Genomic DNA, 25,974 nt, shown 5'->3' with positions numbered 1-25,974 from the left:
GAGACAAGTGTAGGAGCCGGATGATGCGAAAGTATCAAGTCCGGTTCCGTGGGAGGGAGAGAAGTGATGTCACTGACCAGCTTCCTCCCTACCCGACGTCGATGATACGCATCCGATTGAGGCGGGCCGCCTGCCCAATGGCGACCCCGATCTCTATTTCCGGGGCTTCTATGCCTGGAACAGCGAGGTCGGCAGCAAGAGCCTTGGCATTGCGTCATTCTATCTGCGCGGGGTGTGTCAAAACCGCCTTTTGTGGGGCGTCGAAAATTTCGAACAGATCACGATCCGGCATAGCAAGTTCGCCGCTTCGCGCTTCGTGCATCAGGCGGCGCCAGCACTGCGGAATTTCGCCACGGTCAGCCCGGCATCGTTCGTCTCCGGTATTCAGGCGTCACGCCGCGCGCTGGTGGCCAGGAGCGATGAGGATCGGGAAAGTTTCCTGCGTCGTCGCGGGTTCTCGAAACCGGAAACCAGCAAGATCATCGAAACCGTGCTGCACGAGGAGGGACGCAAGCCCGAGAGCATGTTCGATTTCGTGCAGGGGATCACGGCGCTGGCGCGGACGAAGACCAATCAGGACACGCGGCTGGATCTGGAGGGCAGGGCACGCAAGCTGATGGAGAAGGTCGGATGAGCGGGCCTGTCATCAGAAAGTGGCGTGGTGGGGAAGGGGCGGCGGACGAGGTCCGCCGCCTTCTACCTGTCGACAGGTCAGTCGTTCAGGCTGTCCTTGAGCGCCTTGGCAGGCGTGAAGGCCAGCTTGCGTGAGGCCGCGATCTGGATGGTCGCACCGGTGGCCGGGTTGCGGCCTTCGCGGGCGGCGACTTCCCTGACCTTGAACTTGCCGAAGTTCGGCAGGGTGATTTCGTCACCGGCCTTGGCGGCGGCGGTCATCGCCTCGATCAGGGCGTCCAGCACCTTGCGGGTATCGGTCTTGCTCGTGTCGGTGGTGGTGGCGATATGATCGACCAGATCGGCAATCTTCATGAAACTATCCTTTTGCATTCGGGCCTGCGCCCGTTGCCTCTGCCGTTACGGGGGAATCATGGCGGCATCAAGCCTGCAGGGAGGGTGAGATGACAGATGCGCCGTCGTGGGATGCTGGCGATCTGGCCCGCAGGCTGGCTGAAAATGCCGAGGCGGTCTGTCGGCATTACCTCTCGGCCGGGCGACGGCACGGCAATTACTGGCTGGTCGGGGATGTTCATAACACCCCGGGGCGGTCGCTCTATGTCCGCCTGCATGGTGGACCGGACGGGCGTGGCCGCGCGGGTAAATGGACGGATGGCGCGACGGGGCAGCACGGTGATCTGCTCGACATCATCCGTGAAAGCCTCGGGCTGCTGGATTTTCGTGATGTCGCCGACGAGGCCAGGCGCTTTCTCTGCCTGCCGCAGTCTGAGCCACGATCGGCCCCTGATCGCGGCCGTTCCCATGCGTTCAGCCACGATACTTCGGGGCAGGCATCTGGCACCGCAGACGCCGCACGTCGGCTCTGGGCCATGTCACGCCCGATTGCGGGCACACTGGCGGAAACCTGGCTGCGCCAGCGTGATCTTACCCGCCTGACAAGCCTGTCGTCCCTGCGTTTCCATCCTGACTGTTATTATCGCGCCGATGCTGACAGTCCAACCGAGACATGGCCCGCGCTGATCGCCGCCGTCACCGATCTCAACGGCACTCTGACCGGCATGCACCGCACCTGGCTGGCGCGGGACAGAAAGGGCAAGGCACCCATCGTCATGCCCCGTCGGGCGATGGGCGACCTGCTCGGCCATGCCGTGCGTTTTGGCGCGGTGTCGTCCGACGTTCTGGCGGCGGGCGAGGGGATCGAGACGGTGCTCTCGCTCCATGAAATCATGCCGGATCTGCCACTGGCCGCCTGCCTGTCCTCGGCGCATCTCGCCGCCACAGCGTTTCCGCCTACGCTGCGCCGCCTCTACGTGCTGCGCGATGACGATCCCGCCGGAGACCATGCGGTGATGACCCTCCAGGACCGGACGCAGGAGGCCGGGATCGAATGCCTCGTGCTGTCACCGCGTCTGGCGGATTTCAACGATGATCTCCGCTACCTCGGGCGTGGGGCGATGCGGGCGATCCTGCATCCCCAGCTTGCCCCGCAGGACGTGGCGCGGTTCCTGCATCCGGTCACGCACTGAGGCGGGCCGGGAAGGGAGTGTGAGGTCCGTCTTCTTTCCGGTGTGGCGCGGGGTTGTCCCGTTTCCGGATGAGGCGCGCCCGCGGCCTTTCTGGAAGGGGAGCGGGCGTCAGCCAGACCGGGCCTGCAATGGCGGAGACGGCTATTTTCCGCCGCGCGTGCCGCGCTTTGCATCGCGAAGCAAAATAGCCGTCTCCCTGCCATCCTCCACTGCGTTCCGGCCGCGCGTTGCGCGGTTCCGGCCCGGCCTTCGTCTGCCGCTATCCGCCCCCGGAAAGGCCGCGAGGGGCGCGGCCAGAACCGGAGGACAGACCCATGACCCGCACACAGGACGATTTCGAACCCGCGCACGCCACCTCTTCCACCGCCCATGTGCTGGCGGAACTCCAGCTTTACGGCCACCGTCCCTTCGAGGACGAGCCGGACCCGAGGCCCTTGCCCGACGCCAGCCAGATCGAGGGCGCAGTCTCCGATATCTTCGACGCCCTGTCCGCCACGCTGACCGAAACCCGGCTGGAGCCCGATCTTGAACCGCTGCTCTGGTCCACGGTCAACGTCTTTCACCGCATGGTGGGGCAGGTGGAGCGTGATCTCGACCGCAACGAGCAGGCGCAGAAACGCAGCCAGCAGGAACAGGATGGCAGCGAGATCCGCTCGGTGGAACTGGAACGCCTCATTGCCGAAGGGCTGACCCTGCTGGAGCGACGCAACGCTTACGAGATATTCCGCGACCTCGCCTGCGACCAGTTCGAACGCCTGACCCTGTCGCCCTGGCGGCCACGCTCCGGCTCGCTGGTCAGCCGCAGCACCCTGACAGCCTCCATGATCGACAGCCGCGATTTCCTCAACGCGCGCAGGAAAGCTGAAACGGAACTGCTGGTGCCGGCCGGCCCTAAGATCGCGGTCACGGGCGGCCCTGATTACGAGGACCACCATCTGATCTGGAAGCGTCTGGACAAGGTGCGTGAGAAGCATCCCGATATGGTGCTGCTGCACGGTGGCTCACCCAAGGGGGCGGAATTCATTGCCTCCCGCTGGGCCTATCATCGCGAAATTCCACAGATCGCCTTCAAGCCAGACTGGAACCGGCACGGCAAAGCCGCCCCGTTCCGGCGCAACGACGCCCTGCTGAAAGTCCTGCCCATCGGGGTCATGGTGTTCCCAGGTTCCGGTATTCAGGACAATCTGGCCGACAAGGCGAAGCAGATGGGCATTCCTGTGTGGAAATTCCAGAAAGAGAGTGGCATCTGACAGGTAGTGCGGAAACCGTGCCGAGAAATCGGCATGGTAGCATCGAGTTAGCGCGTTGACTGCTTTTCAGTGCTTAAAATAAATAAGGCATGACGCGTCCAATCCGGCTATCCAATGACGGATTGTAGCATATTCTGCCGTCGATCCCGATCGACAACATTGACCTTTACCTTAAAACACGCCTGATTAACTTAGTGATATCTATAACTTGCTTTTTTTCGGTTTCGGCTGATGCAGCCTTCTTTTCACATTCGGCTTCAACGCGTTTCGGACATCCTTGTCGACGGTTGCAAGATCGAACCACTCGGGATCGAAATGGCCACCACACCAGGCCTTGGTTTCCCGATGCTCGGGATCCTTGGGGGAGCCGAGTACCTCCAGAAATCGCTCATAGCCTGAAATGCCGCCAACGTCCTCGGGCGGGCGGGCACGCGCGCCGTCAACACAGGTCGCGCGGTGGGGAGCGCTTTCGAGGAAAAGCAGATCTTCGATTTCTACGGTATGGTGCCAGTCGTCGCCAAAATCATAGACGTAGGTGAACGCCGTGCCCGCGTTGCGGAAATCGCGCAACCGGACCTGGAGCTCGTCAAAGACCTTGGGATCGCCGATGGCCGATCCTTCCGCAGCCTCAATGGCATTTCCGTAACGCAGTCCCCCGATCTCGAACTCATGGAGATGATAATTCCACCAGTTAAAGGCCGTCTGGATAGCGAGGTGAAGCTGCTCCAGGTTCCATTCACTTGGCACGACGAGACGCCGCCAGACGGCTGGTTCGATCTCGTCGATCGAGACTCTGATCTGCATAGCGTTGGGAGGTCCAAACATGGTTCCAAGGAAATCGGCAATGCCTGACAAAGTCAAGAATGTTGCGTGTGGCGGGGAGCAAGACCGGTGCCGATTTCTCGGCACGGTTTTCACATAGCGTGGTGGGCGTGATTTCCACGATGGTCTGTGAAAATAGCCAATCTGACGCCTGATCCGCAATGACGTCGGGCTCCCCAGCCGCTGCGAGTCTGATGGCTGGAGACACGTTCGTCCACCCCCGGACGGCCCCGCCCGGAGAACCGGCGGGATGGGTTTCGGTGGCAGCCACGTGCGCCTGTGTGAGCGGTCCATGGGGATGAAAAGCCCGTGGCATCCCCATCGGCGAAAGGGCCGGGACGGCAGGCAGCGAACGAGGGATCATCCGGCCCGCTTTGACGGGATGCGCCTGTGCCGGGAGCGGGGGCCTGTCGCACCGCACGACGCAACCCTACCCATGAGCGACGAAAGGGGGCGTAACATCGGGGACGGCAAAAACGACCACCGGACGGGGCCAGTTTCCCACAATGCCAGCGTGACAGTCTCGCGCCAGATTACACCATCCCCCACTTACAGACCGGTCATGCCGGCATCGTATCTCTTGAGGGGCTGTCGGGTCCGCACACCATGGCCTCTGTCGGATGGCTGATCTAGCCGAAGACCGGCTGCGCCTCGATCGGCTGGCCGCAACGGCGTGCCAGAACTTTCTTCCCCTGACGGCTGCGCCGTCATTCCTCGCGGGACAAGAAAGTTCCGGCCCTGCCGTCCTCCGCTGCGCTGCGGCCCTGATGGGTGCTCTGCCGCTCGCCTCCGGCTGGTCGATCGCCATCGAGGCCACGGTGGTCGCGGCCCGATAACAGCATGGAGATACGACAATGGCTAACATCGGTTCCTTCAAGAAGGTGGGCGAAGGCTTCGAAGGCGAAATCGTCACCCTGGCCCTGCAGGCCCGCAACGTCCGCCTGGTGGCCGAAACCAACCGCGCCAACGACAACGCCCCCAACTACCGCGTCTATCTCGGGCGCGTGGAACTGGGTGCCGCATGGACCCGCCGCTCCAGCGAAGGCCGCACCTATCTGAGCCTGAAGCTGGACGATCCCTCTTTCGCAGCCCCAATCTTCGCCAACCTGTTCACCGACGAGGAAGGCGAGGGCTACTCCCTCATCTGGACCCGGCCGCGCAGCCGGAACGGGGACTGAACCTCCCACGACCAACTCCGCCCGGTCTCTCCGGGCGGGGCCTTCCGGGCTTTCTGGCGCGCTCTTCCAGGGCGCGGGCGGTAGCGCTGGTCGCCCGACATGAGACGCAGGAGGAATACGAGGCTTTCCCTCAGCCTTCCAATTGTACCATGCGCGAGGGCAAACCGCGTCAAGGACACGCGGTGCCCCCAATTTTGCCCGACGCACCCGTGCCGGGCGCGCCAGACAAAATCGGCTCCCCCACGCGCCGGCAAGCCGGTCGCCTGACGGCGATCCCTGACCCGGCCCGCCCCGGCATGAGCCGTCCGTCCTGTCTTCGAGAAACGAAAGGAGCAGGACGATGACCACGTTACACGACCACATCCAGATGCTGCGGGCCGAACTGACCAGCTTTCACCTCAGCCGTCGCGAGCGCCGGCAGATCGAGCGAGAATTGAAAGTGGCGCTAGCGCAGCAGACCCGTGTCGAATCAGACAGGCCGACACCGCCCCATTGAGGGCGGACACGGCAGGATAAGAAGGCTTATTTCTGATCGTCAGCCGGAAGACGACTTTCGTCCAGCAGGTCGGCGGGTCTGACGCCAAGGGCCTGCGATGCCTGCCACACAGTGAGCAGGGTGGCGTTCTGCCGCGCTGTTTCAATCCAGCTGATATAGGCGCGATCAACGCCCATGCGCACGGCAAGCGCTTCCTGGCTCAGTCCTGCCGCCAGCCGGTAATGTCGCACATTGGTGCCGAAGATCCTGCGAATGTCCATCTGCAGGATAGGAACGATTTGTGTATTATCGTGCTACGTATTATAATACACGTCCTTATCGTATCGCTTTCTAAACGTGTGATGCTGCCAGAAGATCAGGTGATGCTTTGAAAGCATCGGGCGAGTCTGTCCAGACCAGTATATCTTACCTGACAGACCGTGGACCGAACGGAGTTTCTGCTTGTATTCGTCGGTTGGATCTATGTGAATATCTTATAGCAGCGTGTCTTATCAGGTATCACGTGCTCGATTCTTTGGGACTACCCGACCTTTTCCTCCCTGCGGATAGTGGATTGACTCCCGAAAATCCGCCTGGAGGCCCGCGTGCCGGCCATCTATACCTGGGATGCGACGTCGCTCAGACGTACCTTGGAACCCCTCGATCCCGCCGGGTTCGCCCAGGAATGGCTGCGGCGTAATCCTCGCTATCATGACGATTATGACCGGACGGTTCCCCAGGCGCGGGGTGATCCGGACCTTCTGATCGCCATGGCGCGACGATGGGGGCTGGATTTTCCTTGTTGACCCGGAGCAGCCTGCATCCACGTCACCTGCTTTCTGGCGGCCTGAAATCGCCCCGGAGATTGTTCTTCTGCGGGCCGACGCACGGACGCATGCCCTGATGGCACCCCATATCGTGGTAACTTACGACGCATCGGACGGGCGTCATGCTGTGCTGGATGTGCAGGGACAACGGCTCCGTTGCCTGCTGGTTGCGGAGCACTTGGGAGAGGCGCGATCCTTCATCCTGACTGACGATGCGTTCTTCGACATCCGGATGGAGAGCGTGGTCCGTATGCGCCGCTTTCTGGCTCGTGAACCCCTGGGCTCCCCGTCGAACCATCTCCGGCTGAGCGCCCAGCAGCGCCAGCGGCAGGTGCGTATGCTCTGTGCCCATGATGGCAGGCAGGCGGGGATTCCCTATCGGCGTATTGCCAGCGCGCTTTTCCGTGTCGATCTGAACCGAATGTCGGCCGACGAATGGCGGGCAACGGCTTATTACAAAGCGCTTTATCGTCTTCTGCGCGACGGAGAGATCTGGCTGAATGGCGGGTATCTTTCCCTGCTGCAGGGTCGCACGCGAGGTGGTGACAGTTTCTCCCCCTGAACTTTGTCATCCCCCCCAGTCGGGCCTCTTCCTGCACCGTGTCGTCAGAAACCGCCGGGTCTGCGCGGCGGTCCTTTGAGGCGACATGGAGGCCGATATGCGTGTCCTGCCGACACTGCCACCCCACTATCTCCGCACGCCGGATGCCGCGAATTTCCTAGGGCTGTCCGGACGAACTCTTGAAAAGCACCGCACCTTTGGAACCGGCCCGCTCTATCGCAAGATTGGTGGTCGCATTGTCTACGCCGTGGAAGACCTCTGCGCCTGGGCCGATCTCAATGTGCGTCTGTCGACCGCCGAAGATGGTGCAGTGGATCTGCCGCATAACCGGCGTACCGCCATGGCTCGTGTCCAGGCCCGTTACGTTTCAGCCACGAGAGGACAGCGCGCATGACCGCCCTGTTCTCAATCTCCCGTCGGGCAACAGGCGTGTTCCAGGCATTGCCCGGAGACTTTCCGCCGCGTGATGTTCAGGATCTCATGGCATGGCCGTTTTTCAGCCTCGCCAAATCGCCACGTTTCGTGCCGATTGACCTTACCATGGGTGAAGTCTCGATCCGGGTGGAAGCGTCCCATGAGCGGGGTATGGCAACCATATGGGACGCTGATATCCTGATCTGGGCCGCGAGCCAGATCATTGAGGCCCGTGATACGGGGTTGCGGACCTCGCCCTTCATGACCGCCACCCCGCGCGAAATCCTGACATTCATCGGACGTGGGACGGGCGCACGTGACTATGACCGGCTGCGGGCAGGGCTGGCACGGCTGCAGGCAACGACCGTGCGCACAACGCTGCGGCGACAGGGTGGATACCTGCAGGCCTTTTCCTGGCTGAACCAGTGGAAGGAACGGCATGCCGCAGCCAACGGCCAGGCCGGCCGGGTCGAGATCACGCTTCCGGAATGGTTTTACGCTGGATTGCTGGAGGACAGCCTCGTTCTGCGGATTGATCCGGCCTATTTCCGTCTTACCGGTGGCGTGGAACGCTGGCTTTACCGGCTGGTGCGCAAGCACGCCGGTCAGCAGCGCCGGGGCTGGCGTTTCGCCTTTACCCACCTGCATGCCAAATCCGCCACGTTGTCCGGGTTTTCCCGCTTCACCGCTGAGTTGCATGATCTGGTCATGCGGCAGAGCCTGCCAGGCTATCAGCTTGCCATCGAAACGGGTGCAAAAAACGGCGATCTGCTGGTTTTCCGGCCCCGTGGATTATCCACAGGGAGCGGTGGGCGATGTGTGAAACACCACGTGCCATTGGATGTGAGTCACCACATGCCATCGATCGGAATGACCGCATGCCATCAGTCCCAAAAAGGGCCGATTAAGATCGCCGGATCAACAGATTATGGTACCCTTAACTTAGAATCTAACTATAAAGAATCTAACTGTACTGATGTAGAGGTGCACAGAAACGGTGGAAAAACCGTCGGGAGGACGTCATGAGCGCCGCCCATAGTGCCGTCACGACCACTGTTGAACTGACATGGATCGAGAAGCGGATCGAGCACTGGATCCGCTTTGGGCATCCGGTCGAGGACCGCATCCTTGATCGCCGGCGGCGGCTGCTGATCTTTGCGCCGGGCAATGTCTTCGCGTTCATCCGCTGGACCGCCAATGATTTTGGCACCGTCATGTCATGTATTGATATCGTGCGTGCTGTTGAGGCTCATGAAGCACGCCAGACCGTGCCGTTTGTGCGTCCCGGGGCGGAAAGCCTGTTGCGACAAAATGGCTGGCCGAAGGTCCGGCAGGTGCTGGAAGCCATTGACGGCGTCGAAGCACAGAAGATCGATCCATGCATGGTCTGTCCCGATCACTGGCGACATCTGCACCAGCGGATGACAGCAGGGCAGGTGCACAGACCGTATACGCGCGAACGACATGAAGCATGGCTGCGGCGGAGGGCACTGTCATGACCCGTCGTGCGTGGTTTTTCACAACCTATTTCGCGACGGTGGCCATCGGTATTTCCGCTGCGATTCATGTATCACCCCGTCTGATCTGGAACGAAACGGCGAGTGTGCCGACCGGGTTGTATCGCCTGCGTCCCGGGAGTGCCCTGCATGTTGGCGATATTGTCGCCATCCGCCTGCCGGAGCAGCAGGCACTATTGCTGTCCGAGCGCGGCTATCTGCCGTTCGGCGTGCCGCTGCTCAAGCCCGTGGCAGCCCTGCCGGGACAGACGGTCTGTCGTTCGGGCAACAGCGTGACGGTCGACGGGAATCTGGTCGGCGAGGCCAGAGCCGCTGATCATCGGGGACGGGTTCTACCGGTTTGGCAGGGCTGTCAGCATCTTGTGGCGGGACAGGTTTTCGTCATGAACCCTGCAGTCCAGGCCAGTCTCGACGGGCGATATTTTGGTCCACTTCCTGCCGACAGTGTGCTTGGGCGCGCCATCCCTTTGTGGATTACGACGGGCGATCCCGAGCCTCCGCCGCCCGAACCATTGTTCATGCCATCGCGCAGTTTTGCGCCCCGCCATGAATCGCCAATCGAATGACGGCTCATTCTTCAATTGACTTCGAAACAGGGGAATCTTTGTCATGACCCAGATCGGATCTTTCATACGCACGCCTGACGGATTTGCAGGCAGGCTGCGGACACTGGCGCTGGATGCAGAACTCACCTTCCTGTCGGTTGGGGCAGGAACGGCAGAAAACGCGCCGGATTATCGTATTCATCTCGGCGACGGGGATGCCGGTCCTGAGGTCGGCGCAGGATGGACACGTACCGGCGAACGAGCGGGCGAATATGTCTCCGTGCTGCTGGATGATCCAATTTTCACGCAACCCATTCGTGCCAGCCTGTTTCAGGTCGGTCGTGGAGGGCGTGACTGGCAACTGGTCTGGAACCGTCAGGTGAAACGCGATGACCGGCGCTGATCGTGTTCACGGAACAGTGCCACACGGCTGGATGTCTTTTCTCTTTCCGGTCTGTCTTCGTGGTGCCGTAAGCAGATGCCGGAGAGTGACAGCGAAGACGGCCGGCATGCTGTTCGCCATGGGATGGATGGTATGTGTACCCATGTCAGCGCAGGCTAAAACGTATGATTTGCTGATCACGGAGGCAGCCGCGCGGATGCAGGTTCCACCAGAATGGATTGCTGCTGTCCTGCAATCCGAAAGCGCTGGTGACATGAAGGCCGTATCCGCGAAAGGTGCCATGGGGCTCATGCAACTGATGCCTGCGACCTGGACGGATTTACGCAGGATGCTCGCTCTTGGTGCCGATCCGTTTGATGCGCATGACAACATTCTTGCTGGTGCTGCCTATCTCCGCATGCTGCATGAGCGTTACGGCGATGCTGGTTTTCTGGCAGCTTACAATGCGGGGCCGGGCCGCTACGACGAACATCTGGCGACGGGCCGACCGCTACCGCAGGAAACACTGGCTTACGTGGAAGCGGTCAGGGCACGGTTGCGTGGCGATAGTCCGCTCGCAGGGCAGGGGACATCGCGGACGGTATGGCCCAGGCGTGAGTGGCAGGCTGCCTCGCTCTTTATCGCGCCATCCGATCATCCAGACATCATCATGCCGCGCGCTGAAATCATGCAGCGGAATGGCAGTGGGAATGCAGTACGGACGCTGTTCGTTGGACATTTCAGCGGCCTTCCCAATGTCTCACCTTTGTCGGTTCAAGAGGGACGGAAATCGTGAGTGAGGACCGCGAAAGATCGGAAAAAAGCGAGGGCGAGGGCGAGGGCGAGGGCGAGGGCTGGATAAAAGGCCGCACATCGCGGCTCGGTCGGGGTGGCTGTTTTCCGGGGTTTTTGAAGTCTTGTCGCGAGGTGCATGGATTTTCCGCACCTCGCGGCAAGGTATCATCTCTTTGATCCGGCGCGATCTTTCGCGCGGTGCAGGACATTTTTCATGAACGGAGACGAAGAATTCCGGGTTCGGCCGGGGCGCATCCGCTCCACCCGCGCCCGGCAGGCGCGGCCTTTCGTGACGCAGGTGCTGGCGTCCGTGCAGCGGGCCGGTGGCCGGGTGTCCCGCGCGGGGAAAATCAGTGCCGGGCGTCGCTCCAGTTTCGGGCGGGGCCGGGCCGCCGCTCATGCCGCCAATCGCCTGCTGACCAGCCGTTCGCGGGGCGTCGTGATCAAGGCCCGTGTCGTACGGCACGCACCGCGCGCGACGCCGCTGGCAGCACACCTGCGGTATCTCCGTCGGGAGGGCGTGACGCGGGACGGGGAGGACGCGCGCCTGTTCGGCAAGGACAGCGACGATATCAGCGCCTCGGACTTCGCCGAACGCTGCGACGGCGATCGTCATCATTTCCGCTTCATCGTCTCGCCAGAGGATGCGCCGGAGATGTCGGACCTGCGGGCTTTTGCACGGGATCTGATGGGGCAGATGGAAACCGATCTTGACACGAAACTGGACTGGGCCGCTGTCGATCACTGGAACACGGCGCACCCCCATCTGCATGTCATCGTCCGGGGTGTGGCAGAGGATGGTTCCGACCTGGTGATCGCGCGTGATTATATCCGTGAAGGCATGCGTGCCCGGGCCCAGGATCTGGTGACGCTGGAACTCGGACCGCGCACGGATCATGATATCCACCAGGCGGTCGAGCGGCAGGTGAACGCCGACCGCTGGACTCAATTGGACCGTCAGCTTCAGAAGGACGCGGGGCAGGATGGCGTCATCGCTCTCGGGCGCGCGCCGGGCGAAACACTGGACGCCTTCGCGACGGTGAAACTGGGTCGCCTGCGCCGCCTGGAAACGATGGGGCTGGCGCATCGGGTCGGACCGGATCGCTGGCGGATGGACGAAAGTGCGGAGGCAACCCTGCGGGAGATCAGCGAGCGCAACGACATCATCAAACGGATCCACCGGGGGCTGGCGGAGCAGAAGATCGATCGTGCCGCGTCATCCTGGGTAATGGCCGCCGAGGATACCACCGATCCTGTCATCGGCCGGCTGGTCGATCGTGGCCTCGACGATGAGCTGCGCGGCACAGCTTATGCGGTCATCGACGGAATTGACGGACGCACGCATCATGTCCGCCTGCCGAACATCGAAGCCGCAGGTGATGGGACAGTCGGTTCCATCGTGGAACTGCGACATTTCACCGACAAACGGGGACGTGACTGTGTCGCTCTGGCCGTGCGCTCGGACGTCACGCTGGAACGGCAGGTGATGGCGGATGGTGCCACCTGGCTCGATCGGCAGGCGACCGCGCGGGAGCCTCTTGCCCTGGCGTCCACCGGGTTCGGCGCCGATGTCAGAGAGGCGATGGAAAAGCGCACGGATCATCTGATGGAGCAGGGGCTGGCCAGTCGCGACGGCGGAAGCGTCCATTATGCCCGGAACCTGATCGCTACGCTGCGCCAGCGGGAACTGGAGACGCTGGGCCGGAGCCTCGCCAGGAAATCGGGGATGCCGTTCCGGCGGAGCGGGGAAGGCGATCCCGTCACGGGCACCTACCGCCAGCGTTTCAATCTGGCGTCGGGCCGGTTCGCCATGATCGACGACGGGCTGGGCTTCGAACTGGTGCCATGGTCGCCGTCGCTGGAAAAACAGCGCGGGCTGGAGGTGGCGGGCATCATGCGTGGCGATGGGGGGATTGACTGGTCGTTCGCGCGCAAGCGAGGACTCGGATTGTGATGGGCAAATCGGATGACTGATCTTCAGATTTGCTCAGCATGTTGGGGCAGGGCACGATGTTCCTGGCGTTCCCAGGTTTCGATCAGGAACAGTGCCAACGAACTCGCCGCATTGATGGCAAGCCGAGCAATCCGCGCGTCAATGCGCCGGAAACCTTTTTCGCGACCATGCGCATCTCCCCCGTGCGTTCGTAATGCGCCAATGCCTTTGGCAACGGAGGTGAGACCACTGAGCGTCTGACGGATGTCCGCTTCTATTTCCGACGGGAGATCGGTACGCCCAGGAGATAGGCCAAGGGGTATCTGCACAGCGCGGATCAGCCCATCAATATCCTTTTTGGGCGGCAGTGGCAGGGCAAGTTCCACGAGGATCGAACGGCACACCGCCTCAATCAGGGAACAGGCCGCTGTCACCGCATCTTCCGGATCGCTTTCCAGATTGGGGAGAGCCCGTGCGATTTCCATCTGGACCGTGTCGAAATCCAGCGTGGCCACTTTCTTGATAAATGGTTCGACAATTCCGCCGGCTCCCTGACGCTCTGTCAGAACAGCCTTCCCGCCGACGATAACGACGGCCAATTGGTCAGCTCCAAGAGCCTTGTTGAGATGCTCGCGTACAGCGGTCGCTCTGTCAGGATGCTCCAGATAGGTGCGGGGGTCACAGACCTGTTCGATAATCCGGGTGAGATAGACCTCAGCGTTACCATCAGGGTGGTTGGCGACCCTGCGGAGGAAGTCAGTTGTGGCCGGGACGCGCGAACTCGCGCCAATACGCATGTCGAGGCCACAGTTGAGAAAGAACTGCTCGATTTGGGGGCCTGAGCGATAGACCCCGATTGGGGGTGTATTATCGTTTCCAGCACCACCCGTGATTGTGTCGACCAAGGCTTTGATGACAAACGGAGAGAACTTGTTGGTCATGGCTTCATCGCGAGCAGGGTGAGAACGGTCTGCTTTCGGTCCATCCAGGCGGCGGCCACCTGACTGCGCCATGCGATCATGTCATGGATCCGTTGATAATCATCGGCGATATTGCGAGTGAAGATTGGTTCGTGATGCGCGATCCGGTTCCTCAGACGTCGAATGATCTGGAGGTCCGCATAGGCCGCTGCCCGCAATTGCGGTATCGTTTGTCCTGATGGGGCTCCGGGGAAACAGTTACGCAAATGTGTGTTCCAGATGCGACTGTCCTGACCAGCAGTGAAAATGTTCTCCCAGAATGCAAACTTTAATTCGGCTATAATTTTGCCGGTGGTAGGCAGTATCGCGGCGCGAGCTTGAAGATCGATCGCCGGGTTATATCGTGCCCGCCCCTTCGGGCGAGGCAGGCTTCGGATGAAACCATTGTTCCATGGCCAGTTGGCACCATGGACGTGCTCAATCGCTTCAGCGATGCCATTGCGGACAGCAACCTCGCAGACCTGAAGCGGGATGATCAGCGCCGATGAAACGTCGAGATTCCACTCATAAAGCGCGAGAGCCTTTTCCCGGTCGTTGCCCATGGCTTGCAGGTATGTTGCAAAGCGTGGTGCGGAAATGACGACGGGCAGATCCTGTATCTCGGCCGGGGAGAAAGGCAATGAGGAGTTCCTGTAGGCACGATATTGACGGTGGCATCAGAGCCACGATATAAGAACGCAGCGGCTTTGAGAACGCGGGCTTATGCCCCCCCTCATCGTCCAAGGATATATTAAGGCCCGCCGAAAGGCGGGCCTTTTTCTTTATATTGCCCGTCAAGCGCCTTGGCCAGAGTGACTATGGCGGGCAGTTCAAAGCGTTGGAAATTCATCGCTCAGGAAGCCGTGCCCTGTGTGCAATGCGTTCACCGCATCAATCACATGGTCGAGCTTCCGCTGTTCCTCCGTGCATTGCTGATCGACGGTATCGTCAGACGGGGGGAAGAGGGGCGATGATCCGGTCATGGCTCGACTCCTTCCGGGGTTATTCTGCGCATGATGTGCGGGTTTGGCTGTAGTCCGCAACGTGCAAGTATTTCTTCGCTCCTGCCCGCTCCTGTACGACGGCCTCCAGTTCGCGCTTGCTTCCCGGAAAACCCCGGTTCTTCGCTGTCTCCCATAACGAGGGGAGGACACGATGGACCAGCCGGGAACACGTATCCAGTGGGGACAGGCGCTCGTGGTCCTGTCCATGATCGTGCTGTCCTGGTGGACGGCGACACAATGGACGGCCTGGGAGCTTGCGTTCCAGCCGGAACTCGGTCCGCCATGGTTCACGGTCCTGCATCGCTGGCCGGTCTATGCCCCGCCGCTGTTCTTCTGGTGGTGGTACGAGTTCGACGCCTATGCGCCGGCGATCTTCGCGCGCGGCGCCTGGATCGCGGGCTCCGGCGGTGTGCTGGCTTTTGCCGCCGCAGTGGCGCTGTCCGTCCATTGCGCCCGAGAAGCGAAGCGCGCCGCGACCTATGGCTCCGCCCGCTGGGCCGAGGATGCGGAAATCCGCGCGGCCGGACTGCTGGGCGAGGATGGCGTGGTGCTGGGCAAATACCGCCGCGACTATCTCCGGCATGACGGTCCCGAGCATGTCCTGACCTTCGCGCCGACGCGCACCGGCAAGTGGGTGGGTATGGTGATCCCCACACTCCTGACCTGGCCGGGGTCGGCCATCATCCATGACATCAAGGGGGAGAACTGGCAGATAACCGCCGGTTTCCGGAATCGCTTCGGGCGGGTGCTGCTGTTCGATCCTACCAATCCAGCATCCTCGGCCTATAATCCGCTGCTGGAGGTCCGGCGCGGGGCGTCGGAAGTTCGCGACGTGCAGAACATCGCCGACATCCTGGTCGATCCCGAAGGCTCGCTGGAGCGGCGCAATCACTGGGAGAAAACCTCCCATGCCCTGCTGGTCGGCGCGATCCTGCATGTGCTCTACGCCGAGGACGATAAGACCCTCGCCGGCGTAGCGAAATTCCTCTCCGACCCGAAGCGGTCGATCGAGGCGACCCTGTCCGCCATGATGCGGACACCGCATCTCGGGAAAGCGGGGCCACACCCTGTCGTAGCGTCGGCGGCGCGGGAACTGCTGAACAAGTCGGATAACGAGCGCTCCGGCGTGCTATCCACCGCCATGTCGTTCCTCGGTCTCTACCGTGATCCCGTAGTGGCCTCCGTGACCAGTCGTTGCGAATGGCGGATCGGCGATCTGCTGGAGGGTGAACAGCCTGTCTCGCTGTATTTCGTCATCCCGCCGTCGGATATCAGCCGCACCAAGCCGCTGATCCGCCTGATCCTCAACCAGATCGGGAGGCGGCTGACGGAGGATCTATCCGGCCGGGAAGGGCGGCGTCGCCTGCTGCTGATGCTCGACGAGTTTCCGGCTCTTGGCCGCCTGGACTTCTTCGAGAGCGCGCTGGCCTTTATGGCGGGCTATGGGATCAAGGCGTTCCTGATCGCGCAATCCCTCAACCAGATCGACAAGGAATACGGCCAGAACAACAGCATCCTGGACAATTGTCACGTCAGGGTCAGTTTCGCCACGAACGATGAACGCACCGCGAAGCGGGTGTCCGATGGACTGGGCGTGGCGACCGAGATTCGGTCGCAGAAGAACTATGCCGGGCACCGGCTGGCGCCCTGGCTCGGGCATCTCATGGTCTCGCGTCAGGAGAGCGCGCGGCCCCTGATGACGGTGGGCGAAGTCATGCAGCTTCCGGCGCGGGATGAGGTCGTCATGGTGGCAGGCTGTCCGCCGATCCGAGCACGGAAGGCGCGGTATTTCCGGGATCGCCGCTTCGTCGAGCGCGTCCTGCCACCGCCCGATCCCACGCAATTGCCCCGGCCTGTCCGGCCCGATGACTGGAGTGGTCGTCCGTCTCCTGTCACCCCGCCACCGGAGCAGGCGGGGGCGTCGGCGGCACCGGATAAACCCGGCGATGCCGATAGTGATGAATCCCTCGGCACGGGACGGAAATGGTCGCGCGAGCATGACCCAGCGGATATCGGCAAGCACAGGAAGCCCACAGCGCCTGACCTCTTTGGCGAGGAACTGCCACCGGATCCGGAAGCGCGGGATCGTGCCGACCTGACGCGGATTGCCCGGCAGGCTGGTCTCGACCGTGGCAACGATCTCGGGCTGTGAGGGCGCAATGAGGACATCCCCGAAAAAGGCGCGGCTGTCGGTCTATCTGGAACCCAAGCTGCTGGACGCCCTGACAGCCCATGCGGCGCGGCGCGATCTGTCCCTCTCCTTGGTGGCGGAAGCGGCCATCGCATCCTTCCTATCGCCCGATGCTGATGAGCGGCGGGAAGCGGCGATGAGTCGCAGGCTGGACAGCCTCGACCGGCAGGTCGCCCGTATGGAGCGCGATCTCGGGATCAGCCTTGAGACGCTGGCGCTGTTCATCCGCTACTGGATGACGGTCAGTCCGCCCTTGCCGGAACCGGCTGCAGCGGCGGCGCGGGCGCATGGGGCGGAACGCTACGAAGCGTTCGTGGCTGCCCTTGGCCGACGACTCAGCCGGGGGCCGTTCTTTCGGCATGAGATCCCGGAGGATGTACCTACCACATCGGAATCATGATGTCCGCAGCCAGCAAGTAAAAACCGCATCCGTTACGATCCTGTACGATCGCAGGAAAATGCTGTTGAAAACGGGAGAAAACAACACTCTCTAATGATCCCCGTCGTCGTCCGGAAAGGCCGGATGACCCAAATGGACGGGGGGCTTCCATGGCGGTTACATCGATTGAGAGTGGCGCCCGACAACGTGGGATTTCCATGCTGCGCACGGCGATGGGACCAGCGATTGCGGGGCACCTTGCTGATCCGGCCGTGGTCGAGGTCATGCTCAATCCCGACGGGCGGCTCTGGATCGACCGCCTGTCCGAGGGGCTGTCCGACACGGGGGAAACCATCACACCTGCCGATGCCGAGCGCATCGTGCGTCTGGTCGCCCACCATGTCGGAGCCGAGGTGCATGACGGTGCGCCGCGTGTCTCGGCCGAACTCCCGACCGGTGAGCGGTTTGAGGGACTGCTGCCACCTGTGGTGACGGCTCCGTGCTTCGCGATCCGCAAGCCCGCCGTCGCGGTGTTCACCCTCGACGACTATGTCGAGGCCGGGATCATGACTGAGGGGCAAGCACATTTCCTGCGCCAGGCCGTTGCCGAGAGAAAGAACATCCTGGTCGCTGGCGGCACGTCCGCCGGCAAGACCACGCTGGTCAACGCCCTGCTGGCCGAGGTCGCGAAAACCGACGACCGGGTCGTGCTGATCGAAGATACGCGCGAACTGCAATGTGCTGCGCCCAACCTTGTCTCGCTCCGTACGCGCGACGGCATCGTGACCCTGTCCGAACTGGTGCGCTCGGCCCTGCGCCTGCGGCCTGATCGTATCCCGATTGGTGAGGTGCGCGGTCCCGAGGCACTGGATCTGCTCAAGGCATGGGGCACAGGCCATCCCGGCGGCATCGGCACGCTGCATGCGGGCACCGCCATAGGTGCCCTGCACCGCATGGAGCAACTGATCCAGGAGATCGTCGTCACCGTGCCCCGCGCGCTGATTGCAGAGACGATCGACGTGATCGCCGTCCTGTCCGGACGGGGCGTGCAGCGCCGGTTGTCCGAACTCGCCACGGTGGATGGGTTCGATCCCGCCACAGGCGCCTATCGCATCCATCCCTTCCAGCATCCGGGAGAACCTCAATGACCCATGCCATAATCCGCGTGCGTCGACACGCGCCTGTCCTTTCCGCCATGCTGCTGTTGTCCGTGGTGTGGTGTTCCTCGGCCCTGGCGTCCGGGTCGGACATGCCGTGGGAGGAACCGCTCAACCAGATTCTGGAATCGGTGCAGGGACCGGTGGCGCGCATCGTGTCGGTGATCATCATCACCGTGACCGGCCTGACCCTGGCCTTTGGCGAAACATCCGGCGGCTTCCGTCGCCTGATCCAGATCGTCTTCGGCCTGTCCATCGCTTTTGCGGCCAGCTCGTTCTTTCTGTCGTTCTTCTCCTTCTCGGGTGGAGCACTGATCTGATGGCCGCCGGATATGACGATGACGCGGTGCCGGGTTTTCATGTCCCGGTGCATCGCTCCCTGACCGATCCGATCCTGCTGGGTGGCGCACCCCGTACGCTGGCGATCGCCAACGGTACGCTGGGGGCTGCGATCTCGCTGGGGCTGCGGCTCTGGCTGGTTGGAGCCGTGTTCTGGATCGTCGGGCACGGGCTCGCGGTCTGGGGTGCCAAACGCGATCCGCAGTTCGTCGAGGTGGGACGGCGACATCTCCGTTACCCCGCCTGGCTGCGGTCATAGGGAGGGCAGGGCGATGATGTCCCTTGGCGAATATCGCAACCGTGCTGCCCTCCTGTCGGATTTTCTCCCATGGGCCGCGCTCATGGAACAGGGTGTGGTCCTGAACAAGGACGGTTCATTCCAGCGCACGGCAAAAATTCGTGGTCCCGATCTGGACAGTGCCACACCAGCGGAACTGGTGGGTGTGACAGGAAGGTTGAACAATACGCTCCGTCGCCTTGGCTCAGGCTGGGCTGTGTTCGTGGAGGCGCAGCGCGTTCCGGCCACGCTCTATCCCGAGAGCGATTTCCCGGATGCCGCCTCGCACATGGTGGACCTTGAGCGCCGGGAAGCCTTCGAGGATGAAGGCGTGCATTTCGAGAGCCGGTATTTCCTGACCCTGCTCTGGCTGCCACCGGCGGAATCATCAGGTCGCGCCGAGCGTTTTCTCTACGAGGGTCGGGAGCGCGAAGGGCCGGACCCGCACGGCATATTGAATTCCTTCATTGATCGCTCCGACCGGATGCTGGCCCTGCTGGACGGGTTCATGCCCGAAGCGGCGTGGCTAGATGACGGGGAGACCCTGACCTACCTGCATTCGACCATTTCGACGCGGAACCAGCGGGTCCGGGTGCCGGAAATTCCCATGCACCTTGACGCCTTGCTCGTGGACAAGCCCCTTTCGGGCGGGCTGGAACCGAAACTCGGTGATGCGTATCTGAAAACCCTGACGATCACCGGTTTCCAGTCACGGACCTTCCCTGGAATTCTGGATGATCTGAACCGGCTGGCCATGCCCTATCGCTGGTCGACGCGCGCCATCCTGCTCGACAAGACCGACGCCACGAAGGTGCTGACGAAAATCCGTCGCCAGTGGTTCGCAAAGCGCAAGAGCATTACGGCGATTGTTCGGGAGGTGATGACCAACGAGGCGTCGGTTCTCGTGGATAACGACGCCGCCAACAAGGCGGCGGATGCGGACCTTGCCTTGCAGTCCCTCGGTGCTGATGACGTCGGGCAGGCCCACATCACCGCCACGGTAACAGTCTGGGATGGTTCCGCTTCCATCGCTACAGAAAAGCTCCGTTTGGTCGAAAAGATCATCCAGGGCCGCGATTTCACCTGCATGGCGGAAAGCCTCAATGCGGTGGAAGCGTGGCTGGGTTCTTTGCCCGGTCATGTCTACGCCAATGTGCGCCAGCCACCTGTCTCGACGTTGAATCTTGCGCATATGATCCCGCTTTCCGCCGTCTGGGCGGGACCGGAGCAGGATGGGCATTTCAAGGCGGCACCTCTGTTCTACGGCAAAACGGCCGGTGCCACACCGTTTCGTTTCAGCCTCCACGTTGGTGATGTGGGTCACACGCTGATTGCAGGCCCGACAGGGGCCGGAAAGTCGGTGCTGCTGGCGCTGATGGCGCTCCAGTTCCGCCGCTATACAGGATCGCAGGTGTTCGCTTTCGATTTCGGTGGTTCGATGCGGGCCGCGACGCTGGCGATGGGCGGGGACTGGCACGATCTCGGCGGTGGCCTGACGGATGATGACGGCCACCCCGCCGTTTCGCTCCAGCCGCTGGCAGGGATTGATGATCCCGATGAACGCAAATGGGCTACCGAATGGCTGGGGCAGATCCTTGTCGGCGAGGGGGTGACGCTGACGCCTGACGTCAAAGCCCATCTCTGGTCGGCCCTGAATTCCCTCGCGTCATCGCCCGACCATGAACGCACGATCTCCGGTCTGGTGGCACTCCTCCAGTCCAACGTCCTGAAGCAGGCCCTGGCGCCCTACTGCCTTGGTGGTCCCTATGGCCGCCTGCTCGATGCAGACGCCGAGCGGCTGGGTGAAGCCGACGTGGTGGTGTTCGAGACCGAAGGTCTGATCGGTTCTGGCGCAGCCTCTTCCGTGTTGTCATACCTGTTCCATCGCATCGAAGGCCGTCTGGATGGTCGCCCAACGCTGCTGGTCATCGACGAGGGCTGGCTGGTGCTGGATGACGGGGATTTCGCCGGCCAGCTACGGGAGTGGCTGAAAACCCTGCGCAAGAAGAATGCGTCGGTGATTTTCGCGACCCAATCCCTGTCCGACATCGCCAACAGTCCGATCGCGCCAGCAGTGGTGGAAAGCTGCCCGACGCGGATCTTCCTGCCGAACGAGCGGGCGATCGAGCCGCAGATCGCCACGATCTATCGGGATTTCGGGCTGAACGAGCGGCAGATCGCCATCATCGCCCGTGCGGCCTCGAAGCGGGAGTATTACTGTCAGGCCCAGCGTGGCAACCGTCTGTTCGAACTGGGGCTCGGGCCGGTAGCACTCGCCCTGTGCGCGGCATCCGGCAAGGACGACCACAAGCTGATCGACGCGGTGCTGGCGGAGCATGGACGGAATGGTTTTCTCCCCGCGTGGTTCGAGGCGCGTGGTGTCATGTGGGCGGCAGATCTGTTGCGCGATGATCGTGGACCAGATGGCGTGCCATGATTGAAAAATCTTTCCGGCTTTGGGCTGAATTTTTCGGTCGTGCGAGCGAAAAACATTTCCGACGAGGTGTCCTTTTTACCTCTGCAATGCTGGCGGTTGGCGGGACATTCTCTCCCTTGCATCCGGCCCATGCCCAGTGGGCGGTGTATGACGGTGCAAACCACGTCGAGAACGTGCTGATCGCGGCCCGGACCCTCCAGCAGATCGACAATCAGATCACGTCGCTGGCCAATCAGGCGCAGATGCTGGTCAACCAGGGGCGCAATCTCGCGAGCCTGCCACTTTCGACATTGTCGACCCTGCAATCAACGATTTCGCAGACGACGGCACTGCTCGCGCAGGCGCAGAACATCGCCTACAGCGTGCAGTCGGTCGAGCAGCAGTATCAGCAGGCGTACACGTCCGTCTCGGCCGGCATGTCTGACGGCGCCCTGTTCAGCCAGGCACAGACGCGGTGGCAGAATTCCGTCGGCGGGTTTGAGGACGCGCTGAAATTGCAGGCGCGGGTGGTGGGGAACATCCCGAGCGATAGTTCGGCCATGACGCAACTGGTTTCCGCCAGCCAGACTTCCACCGGGGCGTTACAGGCCGCGCAGGCGGGCAATCAGCTTCTGGCCCTGCAATCCCGGCAACTGTCCGACATCCAGGCGGAACTGGCCGCGAACGGGCGTGCCATGGCCCTGCAACAGTCGCGCGATGCCGCGACAGAAGCAGAAAGTGACGCGCAGTATCAGCATTTCTCGCAGCATGACGCCTACGTGCCGGGCACGGTGTCCATGTTCGGCGGCAGTGGGAACTGACGGTCATGGCCACGAACGATGTCGGTGTTATCGACACTTTCCTCAATACCTTCACGACCACGATCGACAGTGGCTTCGGCCTTCTGAAAGGAAATGTCATCTCACTGGCGGGGTCATTATCCGTGCTGGACGTCGCCCTTGCCGGACTGTTCTGGGCCTGGGCGGCTGATGAGGACATCATCCAGCGTCTGGTGAAGAAGACGCTGTATATCGGGTTCTTCGCGTTCCTGATCAACAATTTCGACCATCTTGCGAAGGTGGTGTTCGACAGTTTCGCCGCCATGGGTCTCAGGGCCGGTGGCGGAAGTCTGCCACTTTCGGATTTCCTCCATCCCGGCCGACTGGCCGCGACGGGGTTCGATGCGGCCCAGCCGCTGCTGGAGTCCGTTCATAATCTTCTCGGCCCTGTCGCATTTTTCAAAAACTTCATCCAGATTTTTGTGCTGTGCCTGTCCTGGTTGATCGTGCTGGCAGCGTTCTTCATCCTGGCCGTGCAGCTTTTCGTGGCCCTGATCGAGTTCAAGTTGACCAGCCTCGCTGGTTTCGTGCTGATCCCGTTCGCCCTGTTCAACCGGACGGCGTTTCTGGCCGAGAAGGTGCTGGGCAATGTTGTGTCGTCGGGCGTGAAGGTGATGGTGCTGGCGGTGATCTCCGCCATCGCGTCCGTCCTGTTCCGGCAGTTCAACACCTCCTATGGCGACGCGGTTCCCACGATTGGCCAGGCGGTCTCGGTCGTGCTGGCGTCGGTGTCGATCGTCGGTCTGTCCATCTATGGCGGCAGCATCGCCAACGGGCTGATCTCCGGTGCCCCCCAGCTTGGGGCTGGCGCGGCCGTAGGGACCGGCATGGCCGTCGGTGCCATGGGCGCTGCGGCTGTTGCGGGTGTCGGGGCTGTCGCATCCGGTGGCGCCGCAGCCCTCGGCGCCACGGCTGCCGCCGCACGGGGAGGGGCCGCGATCGCCGGGGCCGCCACGTCCGCCTATTCGGCGGGAGCCGCAGGCGCGTCTGGCGGCGCGGGCAGCATGGCCGCCGGGATCGGAGGCATGGGCCGGGCCGTCGGCGGGAACGTCGCGAATGCCGTCAAAGGGGCGGCATCACGTGCCGGTTCATCCCTCAAAGAAAGCTACGCCGCCGGTGGACGCTGGGCCGCGCGCGGGATGGGCGGTGGAGAGGGTGACGAAACCGGTGGCAGCGGGCCGTCTCCATCGGGTGGGGGTGGTCCAGCTGGTGGCGGCGGCCCCTCGGGAGGTGGCCCTGCCGGTGATGGTCCATCTGGTGGAGATGGTGGCGGTTCTGGTGAACCGCCCCGCTGGGCTCAGGAGATGAAGCGTCGCAATGCCGCAACCCATGCCGCCGAGGCCGCCCACATCATCCGCTCGGCCGACGGCGGCGGTGGCTCGGCGTCCATTGATCTCTCGGAAAAGGAATGAGGACGATGTTCCATCGCTCCACCACCCGCTACGGGACCACGCCCGAACCCGTGACGCCCTATCAGAAAGCAGCGCAGGTTTGGGACGAACGGATCGGTTCCGCCCGCGTCCAGGCAAGAAACTGGCGGCTGATGACGTTCGGATCGCTCTTTCTCTCGGCAGGGCTCGGGGCCGGGCTGGTCTGGCAGTCCGCGCGCGGCACCATCACGCCGTGGGTGGTGCAGGTGGACCGGCTGGGGCAGGCGCAGGTCGTGGCCCCCGCGACAGCGGGCTATATGCCCGCCGATCCGCAGATCGCCTGGTATCTGGCGCAGTTCGTCCACGACGTGCGCGCCCTGTCGTCGGACCCTGTGGTAGTCCGGCAGAACTGGCTGCGGTCCTATGATTTCACCACCACGTCGGGCGCGCAGGCGCTGAACGATTATGCCCGCCTCAACGATCCGTTCTCGCGGATCGGGCACGAGCAGGTCGAGGTGGATATCGCCTCGGTGATCCGGGCCTCGCCCGGCAGCTTTCGTGTGGCCTGGAGCGAGCGCCATTACCGCGACGGCGCTTTTGTTGGCACCGAGCGCTGGACCGCCATCGTCTCGGTCGTCCTGCGCACGCCGCGTGACGCCGATCATCTGCGGAAAAATCCTCTGGGTATCTACGTCTCCGCCATCAACTGGTCGAAGGAGCTGGGCCAATGATCCGTCGTGCTCTTCGTTTCCTCCCGCTGTTTGTCCTGCCTCTTGCAGGCTGCGCGCAGCATTACCACCCGCCGATCATCCGCTACGATGATGCCGCTCAGGCCCTGCGCCAGCCCGATCCGCCGAAGCCGGTGCAGGTCGTGGAGGTTCCAAAAATCCTTCCCCTGCCGGGCCAGCTCAAGCCGCTGCCGCCACGACGCACGGTCCATCCGGTGCCCGAAGTCGCCGACCCGACCGTGCGCGTGACGCAGGCCAATCTGGCGGCGCGTATCCAGCCGACGCGGGCCGGTTATGTGAACGCGGTGCAGGTCTATCCCTATTCTGCCGGCGCGCTCTATCAGGTCTATGCCTCGCCCGGTGAGATCACCGATATCATGCTCCAGCAGGGTGAAAAGCTGGTCGGCACCGGGCCGGTGGCCGCTGGCGATACCGTGCGCTGGATCATCGGCGATACCGAGAGCGGGGCGGGGGCCACGAAGCGCATCCATATCCTGGTCAAGCCGACCCGGCCGGACCTGGCTACCAACCTGATCGTCAATACGGATCGGCGCACCTATCTCGCCGAACTGCGCTCCACGCCGGTGACGTATATGGCGTCGGTATCGTGGGACTATCCCGAGGATGATTTGATCGCCCTGCACCGGCAAAACGATGCGGCCGATGACATTGCTCCTGTGGACGTGGGGTAAGCTCCCGGCGACTGACGCCTTGCTGAATACTTCTGGTCTGGTTCAGCTATGAAGCATGAGCGATTTAAGAGATAGGGACGCGGTACTACCTGCGAGTGTCGCAGGTAGTACCGCAGAGAGGCTCCAAAGGAGCGGTAGAGAGACAGGCGAGCGGGACAGGCTGGCGGGCGCCTCGCGGATCGAGATCGTTTCGGATCGCCGCCGCTGGCACGCCCCTGAATTTCGCGCGCGAGTGGTCATCGCGTCCTACGAGAGCCGACGCCCCATAAGGGAGGTGGCTGCACAGTATGGGATCCATCCAAGTCTGGTGTTTCGCTGGCGGCGAGAGGCTCGGGCCAAAGGCGGGACATCGTTCATACCTGTCATGGTGGCCCCGGCCCCCGAGCCGCAGCCATTGGAGCGTCGGAGAGAACAGGGAACGCTGTCCGACCGAGCCGTCAGCCTGGTCTTTCCGGACGGTGTGCGGCTGGAGTTCGACACAGGGCTGTCCGCTGATCGTCTGCGTGAAATTGTGGGCGCACTACGATCATGATCCCGCTTCCTTTCACGCTGAGGATATGGCTGGCGGCTGGCGTGACCGATATGCGCCTGGGGATGCCCGGGCTGGCGTTGAAAGTCCAGGAAGCACTGTGTCGTGACCCTTTCGCGGGTGACGTCTATGCCTTCAGATTCCATGAGGAGTGGATAGCGAGCCGCGCCGTGTCAGAGTGTGCTTGCTGAAACTCTCTGGAGGGCAGAACCATGCTCGAGGCATCTGATCATCC

Annotated in this window: 31 protein-coding genes and 2 pseudogenes; 27 read left to right on the top strand and 6 right to left on the bottom strand. The window is 62.4% G+C overall.

Annotated elements, in window-relative coordinates; all coding sequences use genetic code 11:
• Positions 1–97: 97 nt before the first annotated feature.
• A pseudogene (locus tag CFR72_RS13030) lies at positions 98–634 on the top strand (DUF932 domain-containing protein); the annotation flags it as partial.
• A 77-nt stretch (positions 635–711) separates the two neighbouring features.
• On the opposite strand, the gene CFR72_RS13025 reads toward CFR72_RS13030, so the two are convergent.
• Positions 712–987, bottom strand: a complete 276-nt coding sequence (locus CFR72_RS13025; RefSeq protein ID WP_007400755.1) for an HU family DNA-binding protein — start codon at positions 985–987, stop codon at positions 712–714.
• A gap of 89 nt (positions 988–1,076) precedes the next feature.
• Here CFR72_RS13025 and CFR72_RS13020 point away from each other — a divergent pair, with 89 nt between their 5' ends.
• Positions 1,077–2,159 carry a DUF7146 domain-containing protein gene (locus CFR72_RS13020; RefSeq protein ID WP_110914342.1) on the top strand — a complete coding sequence of 361 codons (1,083 nt, stop codon included), beginning with the start codon at positions 1,077–1,079 and terminating at the stop codon, positions 2,157–2,159.
• A 314-nt stretch (positions 2,160–2,473) separates the two neighbouring features.
• Positions 2,474–3,409: a DUF2493 domain-containing protein gene (locus tag CFR72_RS13015; RefSeq protein ID WP_110914341.1), complete on the top strand. Its 936-nt coding sequence runs from the start codon at positions 2,474–2,476 to the stop codon at positions 3,407–3,409.
• 201 nt (positions 3,410–3,610) lie between these two features.
• On the opposite strand, the gene CFR72_RS13010 is transcribed toward CFR72_RS13015, so the two are convergent.
• Complete coding sequence (locus CFR72_RS13010; RefSeq protein ID WP_244182296.1) at positions 3,611–4,213, bottom strand: plasmid pRiA4b ORF-3 family protein; 603 nt, start codon at positions 4,211–4,213, stop codon at positions 3,611–3,613.
• 638 nt (positions 4,214–4,851) lie between these two features.
• Between CFR72_RS13010 and CFR72_RS13005 the strand changes: the two genes are divergently transcribed.
• The 3 genes from CFR72_RS13005 to CFR72_RS17615 all read left to right on the top strand — a co-directional run bounded on the left by CFR72_RS13005 (position 4,852) and on the right by CFR72_RS17615 (position 5,905).
• The gene (locus tag CFR72_RS13005; protein WP_019092034.1) at positions 4,852–5,067 is read left to right on the top strand and encodes a hypothetical protein; all 216 of its coding nucleotides are present in this window, start codon (positions 4,852–4,854) and stop codon (positions 5,065–5,067) included.
• A gap of 18 nt (positions 5,068–5,085) precedes the next feature.
• On the top strand, positions 5,086–5,409 hold the full coding sequence (locus CFR72_RS13000; protein ID WP_006560122.1) for a DUF736 domain-containing protein: 324 nt from the start codon (positions 5,086–5,088) through the stop codon (positions 5,407–5,409).
• A gap of 340 nt (positions 5,410–5,749) precedes the next feature.
• Positions 5,750–5,905: a hypothetical protein gene (locus CFR72_RS17615; protein WP_019086285.1), complete on the top strand. Its 156-nt coding sequence runs from the start codon at positions 5,750–5,752 to the stop codon at positions 5,903–5,905.
• Between the two features lie 26 nt (positions 5,906–5,931).
• Here CFR72_RS17615 and CFR72_RS12990 read toward each other — a convergent pair whose 3' ends face one another.
• Complete coding sequence (locus CFR72_RS12990) at positions 5,932–6,165, bottom strand: helix-turn-helix domain-containing protein (protein WP_010516022.1); 234 nt, start codon at positions 6,163–6,165, stop codon at positions 5,932–5,934.
• A 324-nt stretch (positions 6,166–6,489) separates the two neighbouring features.
• Here CFR72_RS12990 and CFR72_RS12985 point away from each other — a divergent pair, with 324 nt between their 5' ends.
• From CFR72_RS12985 to CFR72_RS12945, 9 genes are all read left to right on the top strand, one after another.
• Entirely contained in the window at positions 6,490–6,690 is a 201-nt protein-coding gene (locus CFR72_RS12985; protein WP_010516021.1) for a transcriptional regulator domain-containing protein, read from the top strand.
• A gap of 97 nt (positions 6,691–6,787) precedes the next feature.
• Complete coding sequence (locus tag CFR72_RS12980) at positions 6,788–7,273, top strand: DUF2285 domain-containing protein (RefSeq protein WP_010516020.1); 486 nt, start codon at positions 6,788–6,790, stop codon at positions 7,271–7,273.
• 97 nt (positions 7,274–7,370) lie between these two features.
• On the top strand, positions 7,371–7,667 hold the full coding sequence (locus CFR72_RS12975) for a helix-turn-helix transcriptional regulator (RefSeq protein ID WP_026018701.1): 297 nt from the start codon (positions 7,371–7,373) through the stop codon (positions 7,665–7,667).
• Positions 7,664–8,713, top strand: a complete 1,050-nt coding sequence (locus CFR72_RS12970) for a replication initiator protein A (protein ID WP_042719492.1) — start codon at positions 7,664–7,666, stop codon at positions 8,711–8,713. The genes CFR72_RS12975 and CFR72_RS12970 overlap by 4 nt, the downstream gene beginning before the upstream one ends.
• Positions 8,710–9,186 (top strand): DUF2840 domain-containing protein, encoded by a 477-nt coding sequence (locus tag CFR72_RS12965; RefSeq protein WP_110914339.1) that lies wholly within the window; start codon positions 8,710–8,712, stop codon positions 9,184–9,186. The genes CFR72_RS12970 and CFR72_RS12965 overlap by 4 nt, the downstream gene beginning before the upstream one ends.
• Positions 9,183–9,770, top strand: a complete 588-nt coding sequence (locus CFR72_RS12960) for a S26 family signal peptidase (protein WP_110914338.1) — start codon at positions 9,183–9,185, stop codon at positions 9,768–9,770. Before CFR72_RS12965 ends, CFR72_RS12960 begins: the two co-directional genes overlap by 4 nt.
• A gap of 43 nt (positions 9,771–9,813) precedes the next feature.
• Positions 9,814–10,152, top strand: a complete 339-nt coding sequence (locus CFR72_RS12955; RefSeq protein WP_010516012.1) for a DUF736 domain-containing protein — start codon at positions 9,814–9,816, stop codon at positions 10,150–10,152.
• 106 nt (positions 10,153–10,258) lie between these two features.
• Entirely contained in the window at positions 10,259–10,927 is a 669-nt protein-coding gene (locus tag CFR72_RS12950; RefSeq protein ID WP_110914337.1) for a lytic transglycosylase domain-containing protein, read from the top strand.
• Between the two features lie 213 nt (positions 10,928–11,140).
• Positions 11,141–12,880, top strand: a complete 1,740-nt coding sequence (locus tag CFR72_RS12945; RefSeq protein ID WP_110914336.1) for a relaxase/mobilization nuclease domain-containing protein — start codon at positions 11,141–11,143, stop codon at positions 12,878–12,880.
• Positions 12,881–12,903: 23 nt separating this feature from the next.
• Here CFR72_RS12945 and CFR72_RS12940 read toward each other — a convergent pair whose 3' ends face one another.
• From CFR72_RS12940 to CFR72_RS17610, 3 genes are all read right to left on the bottom strand, one after another.
• Positions 12,904–13,800, bottom strand: a complete 897-nt coding sequence (locus tag CFR72_RS12940) for an abortive infection family protein (RefSeq protein ID WP_110914335.1) — start codon at positions 13,798–13,800, stop codon at positions 12,904–12,906.
• Positions 13,797–14,459: a hypothetical protein gene (locus tag CFR72_RS12935; protein WP_048851030.1), complete on the bottom strand. Its 663-nt coding sequence runs from the start codon at positions 14,457–14,459 to the stop codon at positions 13,797–13,799. The genes CFR72_RS12940 and CFR72_RS12935 overlap by 4 nt, the downstream gene beginning before the upstream one ends.
• Before the next feature lie 189 nt (positions 14,460–14,648).
• Positions 14,649–14,801 carry a hypothetical protein gene (locus tag CFR72_RS17610; protein WP_007396835.1) on the bottom strand — a complete coding sequence of 51 codons (153 nt, stop codon included), beginning with the start codon at positions 14,799–14,801 and terminating at the stop codon, positions 14,649–14,651.
• A gap of 172 nt (positions 14,802–14,973) precedes the next feature.
• Between CFR72_RS17610 and CFR72_RS12930 the strand changes: the two genes are divergently transcribed.
• The 12 genes and pseudogenes from CFR72_RS12930 (at position 14,974) to tnpB (ending at position 25,930) form a co-directional block, all read left to right on the top strand.
• A complete protein-coding gene (locus CFR72_RS12930; RefSeq protein WP_110914334.1) occupies positions 14,974–16,974 on the top strand; it encodes a conjugal transfer protein TraG in 2,001 nt (666 codons plus the stop codon).
• Between the two features lie 7 nt (positions 16,975–16,981).
• A complete protein-coding gene (locus tag CFR72_RS12925; RefSeq protein WP_110914333.1) occupies positions 16,982–17,413 on the top strand; it encodes a ribbon-helix-helix protein, CopG family in 432 nt (143 codons plus the stop codon).
• Positions 17,414–17,562: 149 nt separating this feature from the next.
• Positions 17,563–18,540: a P-type conjugative transfer ATPase TrbB gene (gene trbB, locus CFR72_RS12920; RefSeq protein ID WP_110914332.1), complete on the top strand. Its 978-nt coding sequence runs from the start codon at positions 17,563–17,565 to the stop codon at positions 18,538–18,540.
• Positions 18,537–18,869, top strand: coding sequence for a TrbC/VirB2 family protein (locus CFR72_RS12915; protein ID WP_039998461.1), 333 nt, complete (start codon positions 18,537–18,539; stop codon positions 18,867–18,869). Before trbB ends, CFR72_RS12915 begins: the two co-directional genes overlap by 4 nt.
• A complete protein-coding gene (locus CFR72_RS12910; RefSeq protein WP_007396829.1) occupies positions 18,869–19,147 on the top strand; it encodes a VirB3 family type IV secretion system protein in 279 nt (92 codons plus the stop codon). The genes CFR72_RS12915 and CFR72_RS12910 overlap by 1 nt, the downstream gene beginning before the upstream one ends.
• A gap of 13 nt (positions 19,148–19,160) precedes the next feature.
• A complete protein-coding gene (trbE, locus tag CFR72_RS12905; RefSeq protein ID WP_110914331.1) occupies positions 19,161–21,602 on the top strand; it encodes a conjugal transfer protein TrbE in 2,442 nt (813 codons plus the stop codon).
• Positions 21,599–22,402, top strand: coding sequence for a P-type conjugative transfer protein TrbJ (gene trbJ, locus CFR72_RS12900; RefSeq protein ID WP_039998460.1), 804 nt, complete (start codon positions 21,599–21,601; stop codon positions 22,400–22,402). Before trbE ends, trbJ begins: the two co-directional genes overlap by 4 nt.
• A gap of 5 nt (positions 22,403–22,407) precedes the next feature.
• Positions 22,408–23,832, top strand: a complete 1,425-nt coding sequence (trbL, locus tag CFR72_RS12895; RefSeq protein ID WP_110914330.1) for a P-type conjugative transfer protein TrbL — start codon at positions 22,408–22,410, stop codon at positions 23,830–23,832.
• A gap of 5 nt (positions 23,833–23,837) precedes the next feature.
• Positions 23,838–24,521, top strand: a complete 684-nt coding sequence (trbF, locus tag CFR72_RS12890) for a conjugal transfer protein TrbF (RefSeq protein WP_099347857.1) — start codon at positions 23,838–23,840, stop codon at positions 24,519–24,521.
• A pseudogene (locus tag CFR72_RS12885) lies at positions 24,518–25,207 on the top strand (TrbG/VirB9 family P-type conjugative transfer protein); the annotation flags it as partial. The gene trbF and the pseudogene CFR72_RS12885, both read left to right, overlap by 4 nt.
• Before the next feature lie 58 nt (positions 25,208–25,265).
• Entirely contained in the window at positions 25,266–25,742 is a 477-nt protein-coding gene (gene tnpA / locus CFR72_RS12880; RefSeq protein WP_181418231.1) for an IS66-like element accessory protein TnpA, read from the top strand.
• A complete protein-coding gene (gene tnpB / locus CFR72_RS18445; protein WP_110914329.1) occupies positions 25,739–25,930 on the top strand; it encodes an IS66 family insertion sequence element accessory protein TnpB in 192 nt (63 codons plus the stop codon). Before tnpA ends, tnpB begins: the two co-directional genes overlap by 4 nt.
• Positions 25,931–25,974: the final 44 nt, after the last annotated feature.

Origin of the sequence: Gluconacetobacter entanii (genome assembly GCF_003206495.1) — a bacterium.
GTDB lineage: Bacteria > Pseudomonadota > Alphaproteobacteria > Acetobacterales > Acetobacteraceae > Novacetimonas > Novacetimonas entanii.
The sequence above is the reverse complement of the archived record's forward strand: the minus strand, read 5'-3'. Positions and strand labels throughout refer to the sequence as shown.